Source organism: Pantoea coffeiphila, from assembly GCF_016909495.1.
In the GTDB taxonomy this organism is placed as follows: domain Bacteria; phylum Pseudomonadota; class Gammaproteobacteria; order Enterobacterales; family Enterobacteriaceae; genus Erwinia; species Erwinia coffeiphila.
Genome location: NZ_JAFBFW010000001.1, coordinates 463186 through 480068 on the forward strand (window position 1 = coordinate 463186; position 16883 = coordinate 480068).

The window sequence follows — 16883 nt, forward strand, 5'->3', positions numbered from 1 at the left end:
CTGGTCCAGCACGTTGATACCCTACTATTTTACTTTTGGGAGCAGCAGGTGACAGATTTCAATACACTGATCGAACTTGGCGTCGACTATCCGCAGTTTATCCGCCAGGGCAATGATGAGCAGATACAGCATCTGCTGCGCGAGCAGGCGAAAACCGAACGAGTCGGCTTTCTCTCTGACGAGCTGAAAGGCGAAATCGAACGGCTGGACGGCAGCTACACGCTGCTGGTTGCGGCAGAAATGTGGTGCCCTGACTGCCTGCGTAACGTGCCGGCTTTTCAGGCGTTGTGCCGTCTGGCACCGGATATGAAGATGAGTATCATTACCCGCGACCAGGCGACGGTGCTGTTCCAACAGCAGTTTGGCGTGGAAAGAGTGAAGATTCCGTTTGCGGCGATCCTTGATGCAGAATTGAATCCGCTTGGCACCTTTATTGAGCGCCCGCAGTCGGTGCTCAACGGTGATGAAGACACGCTCTCCTCCTATAAGCAGGGCGAGCGCCTGGCGGATACCGTTGAAGATATCGTGGCGGTTATCCAACAGCATCGGCAGTCTTAATCATGGACGGTGGACAAATTCATGCGGCGGCTATTGCGGCCGCTGAACTGCTTTCCGGTTCAGAATGCAGCTACCCTTTTGGCCCGGAGCATCAGGTGTTCAAGGTGGCGGATAAAATGTTTCTGCTGCTTACCGAGCTGCGCGGGGAAAAAATTATCACCCTGAAGTGCCAGCAGGAACAGGGCGAGCTGCACCGGGCGATCTATGACTCGATCCACCCGGGCTATCACATGAATAAACGCCACTGGATTTCGGTTCATCCGGGCGAGAAAATCACTGCCGGGCTGATCGAACAGCTGGTGAACGATTCCTGGCGACTGGTGCTCAACGGCGTGCCGAAATATAAGCATCCGCGCTTTTAAGCGCGGCTGTAACATGGCGTAATGCCAGCAGAAATGCCTGCTGGCCACCCTCTTCATCAATATCCAGCAAAGCCTGATTAAGATAGTCCTGAGCAAAGAGGGGATCTTCGCGCAGAATTTCAATCATTGCCTCATCATGTAAGCTGTCTTTAGCCACAGGTCTCCTCGCTTTATCCTTCCCTCAGCACCCGCACGGTAGAAGCCGGGAACTTCTCCAACTTGATCGCCGGGCGGATGGGTCTGCGCACCAGTTCCCCGCCGCAGTTCGGGCATTTGCCCTGCAGATGTTTCTCTGCGCAGTCGCGGCAAAAGGTACATTCAAACGAACAGATTACCGCATCCAGCGACTCCGGCGGCAGGTTGATATCGCAGTATTCACATCCCGGTCGTAGTTCCAGCATTTACCCCATCCTCGTCGTCGTTTTTTAGTCAGCATACCGTCCGTTTGCCGTCGGCGAAATACCGTTTTCGGACAGCAAACGGACAGAACCGGACAGGATCGCCGTTCCTGCGTGAATACCCGCGCCACACAGAACGGCACCTGTACCAGGATGCCTGCGCGGTCAGTCCTGCTCAATGACCACCACGCACTGCCCGGCCCTGACGGCGGAACCCGGCGCGGCACGCACCTCGCGCACAACGCCGTTGCAGGGCGCCAGCAGCGGGATCTCCATTTTCATCGATTCCAGAATCACCAGAGACTGGCCTTTAGTGACAGTGTCACCCACATTTGCGCTGACCTGCCACAGATTACCGGCAATACTGCTTTCCACCGCCTGATGCCCCGCCGCCAGCGGTTGGTATTCATCCTCAACGGTCGCTTCTTCCTGGCTGTCGAAGTGTGCCTGGCCGGAAGCGATCCAGCGCTGGCGTTCGGCATCAAACGCAGACTGCTGATGGTCGCGGAATGCCGAAATAGTCTGGCTTTCCTGCGTCAGAAACGCCTGATAGTCGGCCAGCGCCAGTTCACTTTGCTCGATTCTTAACGGATAGCGCCCCAGCGGGAAGTCGCGGCGGATAGTTTCCAGCTCGGCGGCGCTGACCGGGAAGAAGCGAATACGGTCGAAGAAGCGCAGCAGCCAGGGTTTTCCGTTAAAGTCCGCCACATTGCGATAGCGGTTCCACATTTGCAGGGTGCGGCCAACAAACTGATAGCCTCCAGGCCCTTCCATACCGTAAACGCACAGATAGGCACCGCCGATACCGACTGAGTTTTCGGCGGTCCAGGTGCGTGCCGGATTGTACTTGGTGGTCACCAGACGGTGGCGCGGATCGAGCGGCGTGGCCACCGGTGCGCCGAGATAAACGTCGCCCAGCCCCATCACCAGATAGCTGGCTTCAAACACAGTACGATAAACCGCATCGATATCCGGTAGATCGTTAATCCGGCGGATAAACTCCAGGTTGCTCGGGCACCAGGGGGCATCGCGGCGCACGGTGGTCATGTATTTATCAATCGCCTGCTGGCACGCCGGATCGTCCCAGGAGAGCGGCAGCCAGACCTCGCGCGACGGCACGCGCAGATCGCGCTGCTGGCAGACGTCCTGCCACAGCGGCGCAATCATCGCCAGCAGCGATTCCAGTGACAACTCATCCGGGCGGTAGTGGACTTGTAGCGAGCGGATACCGGGCGTGAGGTCAATGATCGCCGGATTCTGTAGTGCCTCCAGCGCCTGCATCAGGGCGTGTGCACGAAAGCGCAGCACCAGATCCAGCTCCGCCGCGCCGATTTCCAGCAGCAGATGCGTGTCGCCGGACAGGCGGGCAACCAGCCTGCAATCGTCGCTGCCGCAGTCCAGCACCACCGGGGACGCAATCGGTGCAGTCATCCAGCGGTTCTCCTGCGGCTGAAGCGTTGCCAGTTCGGTTTGACGCGCGGCCACCAACCGCCGCGCGGTAGTGATATCGACTGGTACAAAGCGCAGGCGATCGCCCGCCTTGAGCTGTCCTAGCTGCCAGAGGTCCGCCTCAATTACGGTGACCGGGCAGACAAATCCGCCCAGGCTTGGGCCGTCGGGACCGAGGATCACCGGCATATCGCCGGTAAAATCCACCGCGCCCACCGCATAGGGATTATCGTGAATATTTGACGGATGCAGCCCCGCTTCACCGCCGCTTTCACGTACCCACTCCGGTTTGGGACCAATCAACCGCACGCCGGTACGGCTGGAGTTAAAGTGAACCTGCCACTCGGTAGCAAAGAAGACGTCGATCCAGTCGGCGGTGAAATATTCCGGTGCGCCGTGCGGGCCATAAATCACCCGCAGGGTACGCACCTCCGGCAGCGGTGCGCACAGTTCAGCTGGAAGCGTGGCTCCAGCGACACCGCCATCACAGGCAGCAAGATGCAGCACATCACCGGTACGTAAGGCACGACCGGCGTGGCCGCCAAACTGACCGAGGGTGAAGGTGCTTTTGCTGCCCAGATACTCCGGCACGGCAATACCGCCGCGCAGGCACAGATAACTACGTGCGCCAGCGCTGGCGATCTCGCCCAGCTTCAGTACGGAACCGGCGGAAACCGCCAGCGTGGTATTCATCGGCTGAGGCACGTCGTCCAGTTCGATGCCGATTTCTGCGCCGGTAATGGCGATAACGGCGGCGGTATTAAAGCGCAGCGTCGGGCCGCTGAGGGTGATTTCCAGTGCCGCGTCGGACGGTGCGTTATCCAGCAGCCGGTTGCCCAGCCTTAGCGCGCGGTCGTCCATCGGTCCCGACGGCGGCACGCCGACCGCCCAGTACCCCAGCCTGCCGGGATAATCCTGTACCGTGGTTTGCGTGCCGGGCTGGAGCACTTCGATAGTTTCGGCCAGATAAACCAGCTGTTCCAGGCAGCGCGTCCACGGCTGGCCGCTGGCGAAAGGCCGATCTGCAAGGATCTGCTGCAGGTACTGACGGTTGGTTTCTACGCCGTAAAGGCGGATGTCGCCGAGTGCGTCGCTCAGCGCGGCGGTCGCTTCTTCACGGCTGTCGGCCCAGGTGATGACTTTTGCCAGCAGCGGATCGAAGAACGGCGGGATTTCGCAGCCCGCTTCAATCCAACTGTCGATGCGCAGCCGCTGACCGTCTGCCAATGGGAAACTGACTTCGGTCAGCAGCCCCGGCGATGGCTGGAACTGGCGGGCGGGATCTTCCGCATACAGCCGCGCCTGAATCGAATGCCCCTGCGGCTGCAATCCTGCCGCCAGCTCCGCCAGCGGCGGCAGCGCTCCGGCGGCCAGTTCGATCATCCAGCGAACCAGATCCACGCCCCACACCTGCTCGGTTACGCCGTGCTCCACCTGCAGACGGGTATTGACTTCAAGGAAGTAAAACTGCTGCGCTTCACTGTCATAAACGAACTCCACGGTGCCCGCGCTGCGATAGTTAACCGCTTTCGCCAACTGTAAGGCAGCGCTGCACAGCGCATCTGCCATCCCTTCCGGCAGATGCGGTGCCGGGGTTTCTTCAATGACTTTCTGATTGCGGCGCTGAACCGAGCAGTCGCGTACGCCAAGAGCGATCGCGTCTCCGGCACCATCACCGAAGACCTGGACCTCCAGATGGCGCGCGCGGGTAATGTATTTTTCAATAAACACGCCGCCGTCGCTGAAGTTGTTTTCGCCCAGTCGTTTTACCGTGGCAAACGCGTCGGCCAGTTCGCGGGCATCACCACAGACGCGCATACCAATGCCGCCGCCGCCCGCCGTGCTTTTCAACATCACCGGATAGCCAACCTTTTCTGCGGTGTTTAGCGCATCATCAACGCTGTCCAGCAGATCGCTGCCCTCCAGCAGCGGCACCCCCTGACGGCGGGCCAGATCGCGGGCGGTATGTTTCAGGCCAAACAGCCGCAGCTGCTCCGGGGTCGGGCCGATAAAGGTGATACCTGCCGCTTCGCAGGCGTCGGCAAACGCCGCATTTTCCGACAGGAAGCCGTAACCAGGATGAATGGCCTGTGCTCCGCTTTCACGTGCGGCCGCAATGATTTTCTCCACCACTAAATAGGTTTGCGCCGCAGGTCCGTCGCCAAGGCTGATGGCCTCATCGGCCTGGCTGATATGCAGACTGCCGGCATCCGCTTCGGAAAACACCGCAACGCCGCTGACGTTCATGGTTTGCAGGGTGCGCAGAATGCGACAGGCCAGCGTGGCACGGTTGGCAATAAGGACTTTTGTAAACATGGTTGAGACTCACACTCTGGCGGGCCGTCCCGCCATCAATTCGATCTCCTGTGGTCGTCCACCGGAGAAAAATCGCCTTAACGCGAGCGGGATGATGCGCGCCCGCTGAGGTGGCCCGACGGATCGGACAACACCGCATAATTTGCGGTGCGGGCTTCCAGCAGCCGCAGGCATAGCAGCCCCGCTTTCTGCCAGAAACGCAGCGGCATCACTAATCGCAAGCGCTGAAAAATTAATTCCATATCAGTACCTCAGCCGCGGTCGGGTTCCAGCCGTTGCAGGGATTGTTCAACTGCGGGCAGTTTGAGATCAGCACGATCACATCGCATTCCGCACGCAGTTCAACGTACTTTCCGGCGGCCGAAATACCGTCGGCAAAGGTCAATCCCCCGTCCGGGGTCACCGGCACGTTCATAAAGAAGTTGATATTCGCAGCGAGGTCGCGCTTTTGCAGGCGACCATCGTGCAGACTGGCGCAGAGGAAGTTGTCGCGGCAGCTGTGCATATGGCGTTTATCCAGCGCATAGCGCACGGTGTTGCTCTCCTGTGAACAGGCACCGCCCAGCGTATCGTGGCGGCCGCAGGTATCGGCAACGATAGTCAACAGCGGGTTGCCGAGGTTGGAGTAAAGAACGCTGCCGGTGGTGAGGTAAACGTTATTCTGTCGGCGCAGTGTGCGCTGGGCATCGTAGCGCTCACGGGGGTTGCGGGCGCTGTAAAACAGCGTATCCACCGCCTGATTGCCCTCAAGATCGTGCAGGCGCACCGTCTGACCCTGGCGGACTTCGAACAGGAACGGTTCACCCGCAGGGATAGTGTGGCGGTAAACCGCATCGTGGATATCTCGGGTGCTGGCAACGGGATTCATAATGGGGCTCCATGGCGGCAAAACTTAGTGGTGTTGATCAGCGCGCGGGCGTTCTCAGCGCGGATTTCGGTACAGGACAGCAGCGCGGCGGGATCGTCCGCCTCCCGCCAGCTCAGGCTGACCGGGCGCGGAGCATACTCGGTCGCCGGGTCCATCGGATGCTGCAGCGCGGTCATAATCACCAGCACGTCGAGCGGCGCGTAAAGTTCGATATAGCTGCCGGGGCGGGAATAGTCGCGTTCGAAATGGAACTGGCCCTTCTCATCCACCGTGACTTTGCTGAACAGGTTCAGGGTCATCAGCAGATCCTGCAGGTTCAAATCCCATTTACCCATCTCGACCAGCAGGTTGTCGGTGCCGTTGCGATAAAAGCCGTTTCTCAGTTCCTGATAACGCCCCTGACCGTATTTTTCCAACGTTTCAGCCGCATTGAGCACGCCGCCAAAACTGTCGTGCCAGCCGCAGGTATCGGCAACGATGGCGGCCAGCACCCGGCCCATATCGGAATACAGGCAGTGGCCGGTGGTCAGCTTCGCCGTGTGCTGCGCTTTCAGGGTATCCGGCAGATTCAGGCGGTCGCTTTTCTCTGCGGCGTTCAGCATCATCAGGCTGACGTTGGCACCGCCGGTGGTATCAGTGATGCGCAGGACCTGTCCGCGACGCAGGATAAATGAGGTGTGTCCGCCGCCCGGCAGAACTTCGCTCTCAGTATCGGCATGATTGTGTTGAGTGGTGTTCACAGGGAAAACTCCTTTACGGCTGAAGACGACGCAGCGGTCGTCACGATATCGCGTGGCGGCTGGCGCTGCTCGTTCAGCGGGATGTCATAGGTGATCCGGGCGCCGTACGCTTCCGGTTCGTGGGGATCGATACGCACTTTGTCAAACACCAGCAGCCGGGTGCCCAGATGAAACCCTTCGCTCAGATCGTGAGTGACCATAAACACCGTCAGGCGGGTTTCCTGCCACAGTTCCAGTAGCAGCTGGTGCATATCTTTACGGATGCCGGGATCGAGTGCGCCAAAAGGCTCGTCGAGCAGCAGTACGCGCGGCTGCATAATGAACGCCTGGGCAATCGCCAGCCGCTGCTGCATGCCGCCCGACAGCTGGGCAGGATATTTGTTCAGCGCGTGGCCAAGCCCCACCCGTACCAGCAGTGCAGCGGCTTTTTCCCTAGCCTCCCGCTTTTGCTGGCCGAACAGGCGGCCGCTCCAGCGTGAGCGCGGTAGCTCCAGCCCGATGGTGACGTTGTCCAGCACGCTGAGATGGGGAAAAACGGAATAGCGCTGGAACACCACGCCCCGGGTGATATCCGGCTCCGGTTTGAGCGGTTCTCCGGCCAGCAGAATCTGCCCTCGACTGGGCTTTTCCTGTCCCAGTAGCAGGCGCAGAAAGGTCGATTTTCCGCAGCCTGATGCCCCGACCATGGTGCAGAACTCCCCTTCGGCAATGTTCAGATTAAGGCGCTCCAGCACCACATGGCGACCATACTCCTGCCAGATGTTATCGATGACGATAAAACTCATGACTGTGCTCCTGTCGACCACGGGAACCATTTGCGATTCAGATAGCGCAGGCCGAGATCCATCAGCCAGGCCAGCAGAGTGATCCACACCACATAAGGCAGGATCACATCCATCGCCATATAGCGGCGCACCAGAAAGATGCGGTAGCCCAGCCCGGCGGTGGCGGAAATCGCCTCTGCGGAGATCAGGAACAGCCACGCCGCGCCCAGCATTAACCGCAGTGAGACCAGCAGTCGAGACAGCAGCTGCGGAAGCACCACGCGCAGGACCAGCGTCCAGCTGCTGGCCCCCAGCGTTTGCGCTTTAATCAGGATTTCTACCGGGATCTCCCGCGCCCGCTGCTCCAGATCGCGTGCCAGCATCGGCGTGACGCCAATGACAATCAGCATTACCTTCGACAGCTCGTCCAGGCCGAACACGATAAACAGCACCGGCAGTATCGCCAGCGGCGGCACCATCGAAATCACCGTCATAAAGGTCGAAAGCGGTGCGCGCAGCATGGGGAAAACCCCGGAGGCAATGCCGAAGCACAGCCCCAACAGCGCGGCGATGCCCAGCCCGACCAGCAGACGCGCCAGGCTGACCAGCGTATCGGTCCAGAACAGGTAATCGCCGCTGCGTTTGTCCGCGACGAAGGCCATACGGTGCACGGCATCGATCATCTGTCCCAGACCCGGCAGAAGTTTGTCCTGCGGGTTGGCCTCCAGACGGATGGCCGAACCGATCAGCCACGCGGCGATCACCAGCACAAACGGCAGCAGTATCAGCATCAGGCGTGCGCCCGGCGTCGGGTGGCGGTTAATTTGCCGCATTGCGTTTACTCCTTGCGTCATCGGTTACAGCTTGCCGTCTGCGGCCATCTGCAGATAGCTGTCGTCGAAGCGCAGTTTCAGGTTGCCGCTGTCGCCCTGCGTTACGCCGCCGGGGAACTGCATGCCGATAAAGTCCGCACTCTGCGCGCCGTCGCCCAGTAGCCCCTTATCAAAGGAGAACTGCGCCACGCGCTGCATGGTTTTTGCCAGCTCGCTGCCGGTTATAAACTGCAGGTTATCGGCCGGGGTATAAAACAGATGGGTGGTTTTCAGCTGAGCCTGATAGCCCGCCAGATCGGTGCCGGAGGCGGTCGCCATTTCAGTCAGGGCTTTGTTATCCCCGGCCTTCATCAGCGCCATCATTTCAAACCAGGCACCGGTCAGCGCCTTGCCCAGCGCCGGGTTGTCTTTCAGCACGGCAGTGTTCACCACCATCATGTCGATCAGCTCGCCGGGAACCTGCTGCGAGCCAAACACTTCGGTGGTATCCGGAGTGGCTTTGATTACCGAAAGCTGCGGGTTCCAGGCCACGGCGGCCTGCACGCCAGGGGTGGCGAAGGCGGAAACAATATCGGCATCAGAGGTGTTAACCACGGTGACGTCTTTCTCCTGCAGTCCGGCTTTCTCCAGGCCGCGCACCAGCAGATAATGCGATACGGACAGCTCAGGCAGATACACCTTCATGCCTTTCAGGTCGTTCAGGGTTTTGCCTTTGCCCTTCAGCACCACGCCGTCGTTGCCTTCGGAATAGCTGCCGAGGATCAGCGCGGTGCTGTCCACGCCGCCGGCGGCTGGAATCGTCAGGGCATCCATATTGGTCATGGTGCAGCCGTCAAACTGCCCGGCGGTGTACTGGTTGATTGACTCGATGTAGTCGTTGAGCTGGGTGACGTGGATTTTAATGCCGTACTTAGCGGCCCACTTATCGATGATGCCGGAGCTGGAAATCTGCCCCCAGGGCATCCAGCCTGCATAGATGGTCCAGCAGACGTTGAATTCTTTCTTAGCGGCGGCCTGCGTCGGCAGGCTGAGAAGCGCGGTGGCGGTAAGGAGACAGGCGCCCAGCAAACGGGATAGTTTCATATCGGACCTCGGTGTCGGCGGAAAAAATACGGGAGCAGCGCTACACCTGCGGTGTTGCTGTCTCCCGGGCTTTTGTCCCGCCGTGTAACCTCAACCGAGGTCGCCAGCTCTCGGACCAGACATCCACGTTGGTGGACCGGAACCCTAGCCTGCTATTTTTTGTTAGTTATCTGGGTAACGCTGCTGCTTAGAGAGATAAAAGCAAAAGCTATGCCAGAAGTTCAATTTCATTTTAAACAATGAGTTGCGATAATCAGAACGCGCCAGTCATCTTTTTCTGCCTCACGATCAGGCAGGTTGCATCACTTCGGTGCAGCCCGGTATACGGACGAAGGTGACACGTCGGTCGCCGCCAGAGTATGATCCCTGCGCCGCACTCCCGCCGTCGCGCACTGCCCGGCGGCCTTAATATGGAAATGGAGTTACTGATGTCCTCACTGCGTTTGCTGTTATCTGAATCCTGGGACCCGTGGTTTAACCTTGCAGTGGAAGAGTGCATCTTCCGCCAGATGCCCACCACTCAGCGGGTGCTGTTCCTGTGGCGTAACGCGGAAACGGTGGTCATTGGCCGGGCGCAGAATGCGTGGAAAGAGTGCAATACCCGCCGCATGGACGAAGATGGCATTCGCCTGGCGCGCCGCAGCAGCGGCGGTGGCGCGGTGTTTCACGACCTCGGCAACTGCTGCTTTACCTTTATGGCCGGTAAGCCGGAGTACGACAAAAGCGTGTCTACCGGGATTATCCTGCACGCGCTGGAAGCATTGGGCATGACGGCGGAAGCTTCAGGACGCAACGACCTGGTGGTCAGCACCGCCGACGGGATGCGAAAAGTCTCCGGTTCGGCCTATCGTGAAACCCGCGATCGCGGCTTCCATCACGGTACTCTGCTGATGAACGCCGATCTGTCACGGCTGGCCGATTATCTGAACCCTGACGAGAAAAAGCTACAGGCCAAAGGCATCACCTCGGTACGTTCCCGCGTGGCGAATCTGCAGGAGCTTCAGCCGGATATCAGCTACGAACGAATTTGTGACGCTGTCACAAAATCCTTCTTCGACTACTACGGAGACCGCTGTGAGCCGGAGCTGATTTCACCGGAAGCGTTCCCCGACCTCCCCGGCTTTGCCGAAACCTTTGCCCGCCAGAGCAGCTGGGAGTGGAACTTTGGCCAGGCCCCGGATTTCGCCCATCAGCTGGATACCCGCTTCAGCTGGGGCGGCGTGGAGATCCACGTTGACGTTGAGCGCGGCATCATTCAACGCTGCCGGATTTACACCGACAGCCTGAACCCGGCCCCGCTGGAAGCGTTACAGGAGAAGCTACAGGGCGAGAAATATCAGCCGCAGAGCGTTTCTCGCCAGGCGGAAGAATTGATTGCTGAGTTTCCGCAGCAGCGGGAAGAGTTGCTGCAGCTGGCAGCGTGGCTGGGGGAAAGTTTGCGCTGAGTGGCACTGCCTGCCGCATTCGCCGCCTGAAACCCAGGTTCGCTCCTGACCACAGCCACCGCAGGCGGACGAAAAAAAACCCGGACTCGCCGGGTTTTTTATTAACTGATGATCAGACGTTAACGCCGTGCTGGGAAGCCAGCGCGGACAGACCGCCGGCAAAGCCCTGGCCTACTGCTTTGAACTTCCACTCTGCGCCGTGGCGATACAGCTCACCGAAGATCATCGCGGTTTCGGTAGAGGCATCTTCAGACAGGTCGAAACGGGCGATTTCGCTGCCGTTATCGTTGTTGTAGATACGCATAAAGCTGTTGCTGACCATGCCGAAGTTCTGCTTACGCGCTTCCGCATCATAGATGGTAACCGCAAAGACCAGTTTTTTCACATCGGCCGGGATTTTGCTCAGTTCAACTTTCACCTGCTCATCGTCGCCATCACCCGCACCGGTGCGGTTGTCGCCCTGGTGCTCAACGGAGCCGCAGCTGCTCAGCTTGTTGTTGAAGAAGATAAAGCCGCTGTCGCTCAGCACTTTGCCATCTTCGCCAACCATAAAGACTGAAGCATCCAGGTCAAAGTCCTGACCGTCGGTTACGCGAGCATCCCAGCCCAGACCGGCCATGGCGATGTTCATGGTTGGTGCTTCTTTGGTGAGGGATACGTTGCCGCCTTTTACGAGAGAAACTGCCATTTTAATGCTCCTGCTGATAATGGGTGATTCGGGCAGCGTCTTACTGCCCGGTTGGAACAATGAATAAAACTATCAGGATGCGTTGATACCGTACTGGGCACACACGGATGCCAGACCACCGGCATAACCCTGACCGACCGCGCGGAATTTCCACTCGGCGCCGTGGCGATACAGCTCGCCGAACAGCATTGCGGTTTCGGTAGAGGCATCTTCGGTCAGATCGTAACGGGCCACTTCGCTCTGGTTGTCGTCGTTAACCAGGCGGATAAACGCACCGGAAACCTGACCAAAGCTCTGACGGCGTGCCTGCGCATCGTGGATGGTGACCACGAAGACGATTTTGTCGACGTCGCCCGGGATCAGATCCAGTTTGATTTTGAGTGATTCGTCATCGCCGTCGCCTTCGCCGGTGCGGTTGTCGCCGGTGTGGCTAACGGAACCGTCGGCAGACGTCAGATTATTGTAGAAAATGAAGTCAGCATCGCCGCGAACTTTGCCGCTGGCGGCCAGCAGAAACGCTGACGCATCCAGGTCGAAGTCCTGACCATCGGTAGAACGTGCATCCCAACCCAGACCGACCAGAACATTTTTCATGGTTGGTGCTGCTTTACTCAGGGATACGTTGCCGCCTTTGGATAAAGAAACGCTCATTATATTTTCCTCATAATTAGATTTTCGAATTCGTTTTCAGTAGACGTGGACTACCGCCCTTACTTTTCTTCCTCGGCGTCGGGTTTGCCCGGGAACATCACGCTGAGGATAATCCCCACCGCCAGTACGCCCAGAACCACAAACAGGCTGGTTGTCGCCGAAATGCTGTAACCATGATGCCAGATATGATCGGTGGCATTGAGGCCCAGTTTCGCCGCGATAAAGAACAGCAGGACAATAACCGCCTTCTCCAGATGTACCAGATACTGTTTTAACGCTTCCAGAACAAAGTACAAAGTACGCAAACCAAGGATAGCGAACATCATGGCGCTGTACACAATCAGCGGCTCGCGGCTGACGGCAATGATTGCCGGTACAGAGTCGAAGGCGAACATCACGTCGGAAAGTTCAACCACCGCCACGCACAGGAACAGCGGCGTTGCATAGCGCCAGGCCTTCGCACCGCGACCAATGGTCACGTCTTTGTTTTCCGGTTTTGCCAGTTCGGCATCCACTTCTTTCTGGCTCAGAACAAAGGCGTTACCTTTGATTTTCGGCCAGATCGGGAAGAAGCGTTTGACCATGCGGTAGGCCAGATGCTGCGAATAGTCCTCGATTTCTTCGCTGTCATCGCCGCTTTTCAGCATCATCACCGCGGTCCAGGCCACGATAATGGCAAAGACAACCTCAACGTAGGGACCCAGGCTGAGCAGCCCGGTACCAATCGCCACAAAGATACCCCTGAAGACGATGGCACCAATGATCCCCCAGTACAGCACACGGTGACGGTAGCGGTCCGGTACGGCAAACCACGAGAAAATCGCCATCATCACGAACAGGTTATCAACCGACAGCACTTTCTCCAGCGCATAACCGGTAACAAACAGGCTGGCCACTTCTGCGCCGTGGTGCACGTACAGGAAACCGGCAAAGCCCAGGGCAACAGCAACCCAGAACAGAGACCACAACGCTGCACTTTTCAGCGATATTGGCTTGTCATCGCGATGCATGAACAGGTCAATAAGAATGGCCCCGACAGCCAGTACTACGAAAACAATGACTGTCTCTGTCGGAAAGCCGATATGCGTGGATACCATAGTTAACCCTTAAAGGTGTGACATCAAAGGCCGAATTCAGCCGGTTCAAAGCCGAGCGCGAGAGCAATCTCGCGAACGGCGTGCTGCTCATCCTGGTCAAAGTTGCCGTCGCTCTTCGCCACGGCGATACCCACGCGCAGCGCAAGCTGAGCTGCTTCCGGCTGGTCTTTGAGGGCCAGGATGTACTTCATGGTTTCACCTTTACCGATCTCAATGTCGAAATCGAAGCTGGTCACCAGTTTGTTGAAGAACTCGATAACTTCAGCGGTATCGAACACTTTCAGTTCGTCCGAAGCACGCAGGAAGCCGATCATTTTCTGTTTCTCTTCCGCGCTAACGCCGTCGCTGGAAACCGCAATACGCGCACAGACGGCCACGGTCCCCTGCATGAATTTTTTATTTTTAAAACGGCCAACCTGTTTGGTCAGCTCGTCGCGGCTGGCGTTAAACGCCCCTTTTACCTTGTCAAAGAAACCCATCGCTACTTTCCTCTGTGAATAATTATTTAGAACCCGCTTTCCAGCGAAATCCCCAGCCGAAGGCTTCATCCATGTCGGAGTGGCCTTTAAAGAACTGGTTAATACGTTCGACTTTAATATTGCCGTTTTCGTTCACCAGGCGGGCGATCGCACACATATTACGGCGGTCCTGCCCTTCGGTCAGACGCGTTTCAATCGGCGGCTGGTCCGGGATATGCAGTGTCACTACACCGTCGGTTTTATCCCAGCTCGGTACGCCCTCGTAAATGAAGGCATAAATCAGCACCTCGCGAATATGCTTCCACTCGCGGCCGTTGATATGCATCCATTCACCGTCGCTGATCGAACCGGTGCGGTCGTCGCCCTTCAGGTGCACGTAAGGTTTGTCGTTAAACGAACCGAAGGTGTTGCCCAGCGCCTGAATTACTCCCTTGCTGCCGTCGTTTAGCTCAACAAACGCGCCGATATCCAGGTCGATGCCTTTATTGCCGCCGAAGAACCCTTTCAGTCCACCCGATGAAGCCGGGGCGCGATGCCAGTTCAGGTTGATGCGGATCTCACCGAAGTTATCGCGCTTGGTCAGACTGATCGCCGGTTTTTCTTTCGTCAGCGTGACTTTGCTCAGGTTAATTTTACTGGCCGGTGCGGGCGTTGGCGTTGGAGCCGGAGCAGCAGCAGGCGCTGGAGCTGGTGCCGGGGTATCCGCCACATCCACGCCAAAATGTTCGGCCAGCGGCTTCAGCCCGCCGTTAAAGCCCTGGGCGATAAAGCGGAATTTCCACTCTGCATTGCGGCGATAAAACTCACCGAGAATGAGAGCCGCTTCCTGACGTCCACTGATATCCACATTGCCATTCAGCAGCACTTCGCCTGAAGACTCGACCTGAATCGCCAGACGTTGCAGGCCCGCGACGGTTTGCGTGCCGTCGCAGGTGACGGTAAACGCCACTTTCTGCACGGCAGCCTGCAATCGGCTGAGATCGACAGTGAAAGCGGTGTTATTACCCTGCGTATTCAGGCTGATGGTGCCATCGTTGTTTTGAGGCTGGCCGTAGAACACCATATCGGCATCGCCCTGCACCTTGCCGTTTTCAAACAGGCGGAAAGCGGAGGCGTCTACCGATGCGCCCGACAGCACGCGCACTGTCAGGATCTGAGCGGGAACGGGGGCATTGCCCCCCGGAGTCATATTCATTAGCGCACCACTGCGGCAACAATGTCGGTATGCATCGCATCGATAGTGCGGCCGCTGCACGCTTTACCGTGAGCGGTAAAGTCCCACAGGCCGTGATTGCGGTGCAGAGAGGCAATCACGATACCGGTATGAGCGCCCTGCTCGGTCAGCTGATAACGTGCCAGTTCTTTACCCGCCTGATCCACTACGCGACAGAAGGCGTTTTCAACATCGTTAAACGACTGGCCGCGGAAGCTGTTAACGGTAAAAGCCAGATACTCAACGTCGGAAGGCAGACGAGACAGATCAACGTTAATGATTTCATCATCGCCGTCGCCTTCGCCCGTCAGGTTGTCACCGCTGTGAACCACTGAGCCGCAGTCGGATTTGAGTTTACGGAACCAGATGGTGTCGATTTCGCTACCTGATTTATCCAGCAAAACACAGCCTGCATCGAGGTCGATGTCGCCATCGCCGCCAAAGATCTTACCAAACAGGCCTTTCTTCTTTACTGGGTCCCAGCCGAGGCCGAAATGCAGTTTATTAATCGCGGAAGACTGCTTGCTGAGTGATACAGTCTGGTTCTTGCTTAATGAAACCATGGTCATAATTCCTTAAGATGAGTAATGAAAAAGGCGACTGACTTTTACGTCACAATCCTTGAGGTAGAAAATCATATCATGATGATGTTCTTGCACAAGATCCTTTTTTTTGTTCATTTATGACATTAATTTAACGCATTGATTTGTATCATTTTTAATGATTAAAAAATAAATATACTCTCGTATTATTTACACTTCTTTAGATGAAACTGGTACGTCTTTACGTTAATCATAATATGATTGACAACATTCTTCTGGCTCCCTACACTCGATGCTCATTTGCTGTGCAACTTTTCTCCCGGTGGATAAATACAGAATGACAATGAACATTTGGCTGATGGAAGGTTTGTCCTCACAGCGCGATATTATTCAGGGTATCTCCGCTGCTGCTGAAGCATCGCAGCAGCCGATTTTCGTTTTCGCGTCACATCGTCATCAACGTAATGAAATTCTTTCGCAGGCCGACTTTGCTCTGATTGAACCTGCGGAAGACGAGCGGCGGCTGGCGTTTATTCTTTCCACGGTCGAACAGCACGGTATTCGGGCGATTCATACCGGGCGCAATGCCCGCTGGTTCGAATCCCGCCGCGCGGAGATTGAAACCAGTGGAGCCAGTCTGACCACCGGCGCTACCCGGGTTGAAATGCTGGATCTCGCCGATGACAAGGTCAGCTTTGCTGAGTCGATGGCGCAGCGCGGGCTGCCGGTCGTCCCCTCCATGCGCATTGACTCCACATCGCAGCTGCGCCAGCTGCTGCTGGACTCGCCGTTTGGCGATGCGCCTCTTTGCGTGAAGCCGGTTACAGGTATTTATGGCATGGGTTTCTGGCGTTTTGATGAATCTGCCCCGCCGATGGCTGCATTTACCCACCCCGATAGTCGCCGGGTCCATCCGCATTTCTATTTACAGGCGCTGGACGCCACCGATCGCGTTGAGCCGCTGGTGCTGATGCCCTGGCTGCCCGGTCCGGAGTATTCCGTTGATATGCTGGTTGAAAAAGGTTCTGTGCTGGCGGCGGTAGCACGTCGCAAGGACGGCGCGCTGCAACATCTGGAAAACAGTGGTGAAGCTTACGAACTCGGACGCGCCTGCGCCGAAGCGATGGAGGCCGACGGGCTGGTGAATGTTCAAACCCGCCATGATGCCAGTGGAAAACCGCTGCTGCTGGAAATCAATATGCGCCCTTCCGGCGGTATCGGCTACACCCGCTTTAGCGGTGTCAATCTGCCCGGCCTGTTCGCCATGCGACGCCTGGGTCTGATGACCGCACAGCAGGTACGTGACAGCGCTATCCGTGATTTTTCGCCTGTCACTGTGCGATCGATAACTGACGTCGTGCGTTATCAACCGCTGACCAATCTGATCCCGTAAGGAA

General features: G+C 57.5%; 18 protein-coding genes, 1 pseudogene and 1 riboswitch. Of the genes and pseudogenes, 4 read left to right on the forward strand and 15 right to left on the reverse strand.

What is annotated here, in order from left to right; all coding sequences use genetic code 11:
• Positions 1-48: 48 nt before the first annotated feature.
• Complete coding sequence (locus JOE09_RS02140) at positions 49-558, forward strand: thioredoxin family protein (protein WP_205064622.1); 510 nt, start codon at positions 49-51, stop codon at positions 556-558.
• 2 nt (positions 559-560) lie between these two features.
• Positions 561-920: an MmcQ/YjbR family DNA-binding protein gene (locus JOE09_RS02145; RefSeq protein ID WP_205064623.1), complete on the forward strand. Its 360-nt coding sequence runs from the start codon at positions 561-563 to the stop codon at positions 918-920.
• A gap of 1 nt (position 921) precedes the next feature.
• Here JOE09_RS02145 and JOE09_RS02150 read toward each other — a convergent pair.
• From JOE09_RS02150 to JOE09_RS02190, 9 genes and pseudogenes are all read right to left on the reverse strand, one after another.
• A pseudogene (locus JOE09_RS02150) lies at positions 922-1077 on the reverse strand (DNA-binding protein); the annotation flags it as partial.
• A gap of 13 nt (positions 1078-1090) precedes the next feature.
• A complete protein-coding gene (locus tag JOE09_RS02155) occupies positions 1091-1321 on the reverse strand; it encodes a DUF1272 domain-containing protein (RefSeq protein ID WP_200558815.1) in 231 nt (76 codons plus the stop codon).
• A gap of 162 nt (positions 1322-1483) precedes the next feature.
• A complete protein-coding gene (gene uca, locus JOE09_RS02160) occupies positions 1484-5083 on the reverse strand; it encodes an urea carboxylase (RefSeq protein WP_205064624.1) in 3600 nt (1199 codons plus the stop codon).
• A gap of 77 nt (positions 5084-5160) precedes the next feature.
• Complete coding sequence (locus tag JOE09_RS02165; protein ID WP_172606625.1) at positions 5161-5325, reverse strand: hypothetical protein; 165 nt, start codon at positions 5323-5325, stop codon at positions 5161-5163.
• The gene (locus JOE09_RS02170) at positions 5316-5951 is read right to left on the reverse strand and encodes an urea amidolyase associated protein UAAP2 (protein ID WP_205064625.1); all 636 of its coding nucleotides are present in this window, start codon (positions 5949-5951) and stop codon (positions 5316-5318) included. The genes JOE09_RS02165 and JOE09_RS02170 overlap by 10 nt, the downstream gene beginning before the upstream one ends.
• On the reverse strand, positions 5948-6691 hold the full coding sequence (locus JOE09_RS02175; protein WP_205064626.1) for an urea amidolyase associated protein UAAP1: 744 nt from the start codon (positions 6689-6691) through the stop codon (positions 5948-5950). Before JOE09_RS02175 ends, JOE09_RS02170 begins: the two co-directional genes overlap by 4 nt.
• Positions 6688-7476, reverse strand: a complete 789-nt coding sequence (locus tag JOE09_RS02180) for an ABC transporter ATP-binding protein (RefSeq protein ID WP_205064627.1) — start codon at positions 7474-7476, stop codon at positions 6688-6690. The genes JOE09_RS02175 and JOE09_RS02180 overlap by 4 nt, the downstream gene beginning before the upstream one ends.
• Complete coding sequence (locus JOE09_RS02185) at positions 7473-8288, reverse strand: ABC transporter permease (protein ID WP_105593842.1); 816 nt, start codon at positions 8286-8288, stop codon at positions 7473-7475. The genes JOE09_RS02180 and JOE09_RS02185 overlap by 4 nt, the downstream gene beginning before the upstream one ends.
• 24 nt (positions 8289-8312) lie before the next feature.
• Positions 8313-9371, reverse strand: coding sequence for a putative urea ABC transporter substrate-binding protein (locus tag JOE09_RS02190; RefSeq protein ID WP_205064628.1), 1059 nt, complete (start codon positions 9369-9371; stop codon positions 8313-8315).
• Positions 9372-9430: 59 nt separating this feature from the next.
• A riboswitch (guanidine-I (ykkC/yxkD leader) is annotated at positions 9431-9530 on the reverse strand.
• 269 nt (positions 9531-9799) lie between these two features.
• Here JOE09_RS02190 and JOE09_RS02195 point away from each other — a divergent pair.
• Positions 9800-10816 carry a lipoate--protein ligase gene (locus JOE09_RS02195; protein WP_205064629.1) on the forward strand — a complete coding sequence of 339 codons (1017 nt, stop codon included), beginning with the start codon at positions 9800-9802 and terminating at the stop codon, positions 10814-10816.
• 112 nt (positions 10817-10928) lie between these two features.
• Here the strand turns inward: JOE09_RS02195 and JOE09_RS02200 are convergent, their stop codons facing one another.
• From JOE09_RS02200 to JOE09_RS02225, 6 genes are all read right to left on the reverse strand, one after another.
• Positions 10929-11504 carry a TerD family protein gene (locus tag JOE09_RS02200; protein WP_105595617.1) on the reverse strand — a complete coding sequence of 192 codons (576 nt, stop codon included), beginning with the start codon at positions 11502-11504 and terminating at the stop codon, positions 10929-10931.
• 72 nt (positions 11505-11576) lie between these two features.
• Positions 11577-12155 (reverse strand): tellurium resistance membrane protein TerD, encoded by a 579-nt coding sequence (terD, locus tag JOE09_RS02205; protein WP_105595618.1) that lies wholly within the window; start codon positions 12153-12155, stop codon positions 11577-11579.
• A gap of 59 nt (positions 12156-12214) precedes the next feature.
• The gene (locus tag JOE09_RS02210) at positions 12215-13252 is read right to left on the reverse strand and encodes a TerC/Alx family metal homeostasis membrane protein (protein WP_105595619.1); all 1038 of its coding nucleotides are present in this window, start codon (positions 13250-13252) and stop codon (positions 12215-12217) included.
• A gap of 23 nt (positions 13253-13275) precedes the next feature.
• A complete protein-coding gene (locus tag JOE09_RS02215; protein ID WP_105595620.1) occupies positions 13276-13731 on the reverse strand; it encodes a tellurite resistance TerB family protein in 456 nt (151 codons plus the stop codon).
• 22 nt (positions 13732-13753) lie between these two features.
• Positions 13754-14926, reverse strand: a complete 1173-nt coding sequence (locus JOE09_RS02220; RefSeq protein WP_205064630.1) for a TerD family protein — start codon at positions 14924-14926, stop codon at positions 13754-13756.
• On the reverse strand, positions 14926-15507 hold the full coding sequence (locus tag JOE09_RS02225) for a TerD family protein (protein WP_205064631.1): 582 nt from the start codon (positions 15505-15507) through the stop codon (positions 14926-14928). Before JOE09_RS02225 ends, JOE09_RS02220 begins: the two co-directional genes overlap by 1 nt.
• A gap of 316 nt (positions 15508-15823) precedes the next feature.
• On the opposite strand from JOE09_RS02225, the gene JOE09_RS02230 reads away from it, so the two are divergent.
• The gene (locus JOE09_RS02230; protein WP_205064632.1) at positions 15824-16879 is read left to right on the forward strand and encodes an ATP-grasp domain-containing protein; all 1056 of its coding nucleotides are present in this window, start codon (positions 15824-15826) and stop codon (positions 16877-16879) included.
• The last annotated feature ends 4 nt before the right edge of the window (positions 16880-16883 follow it).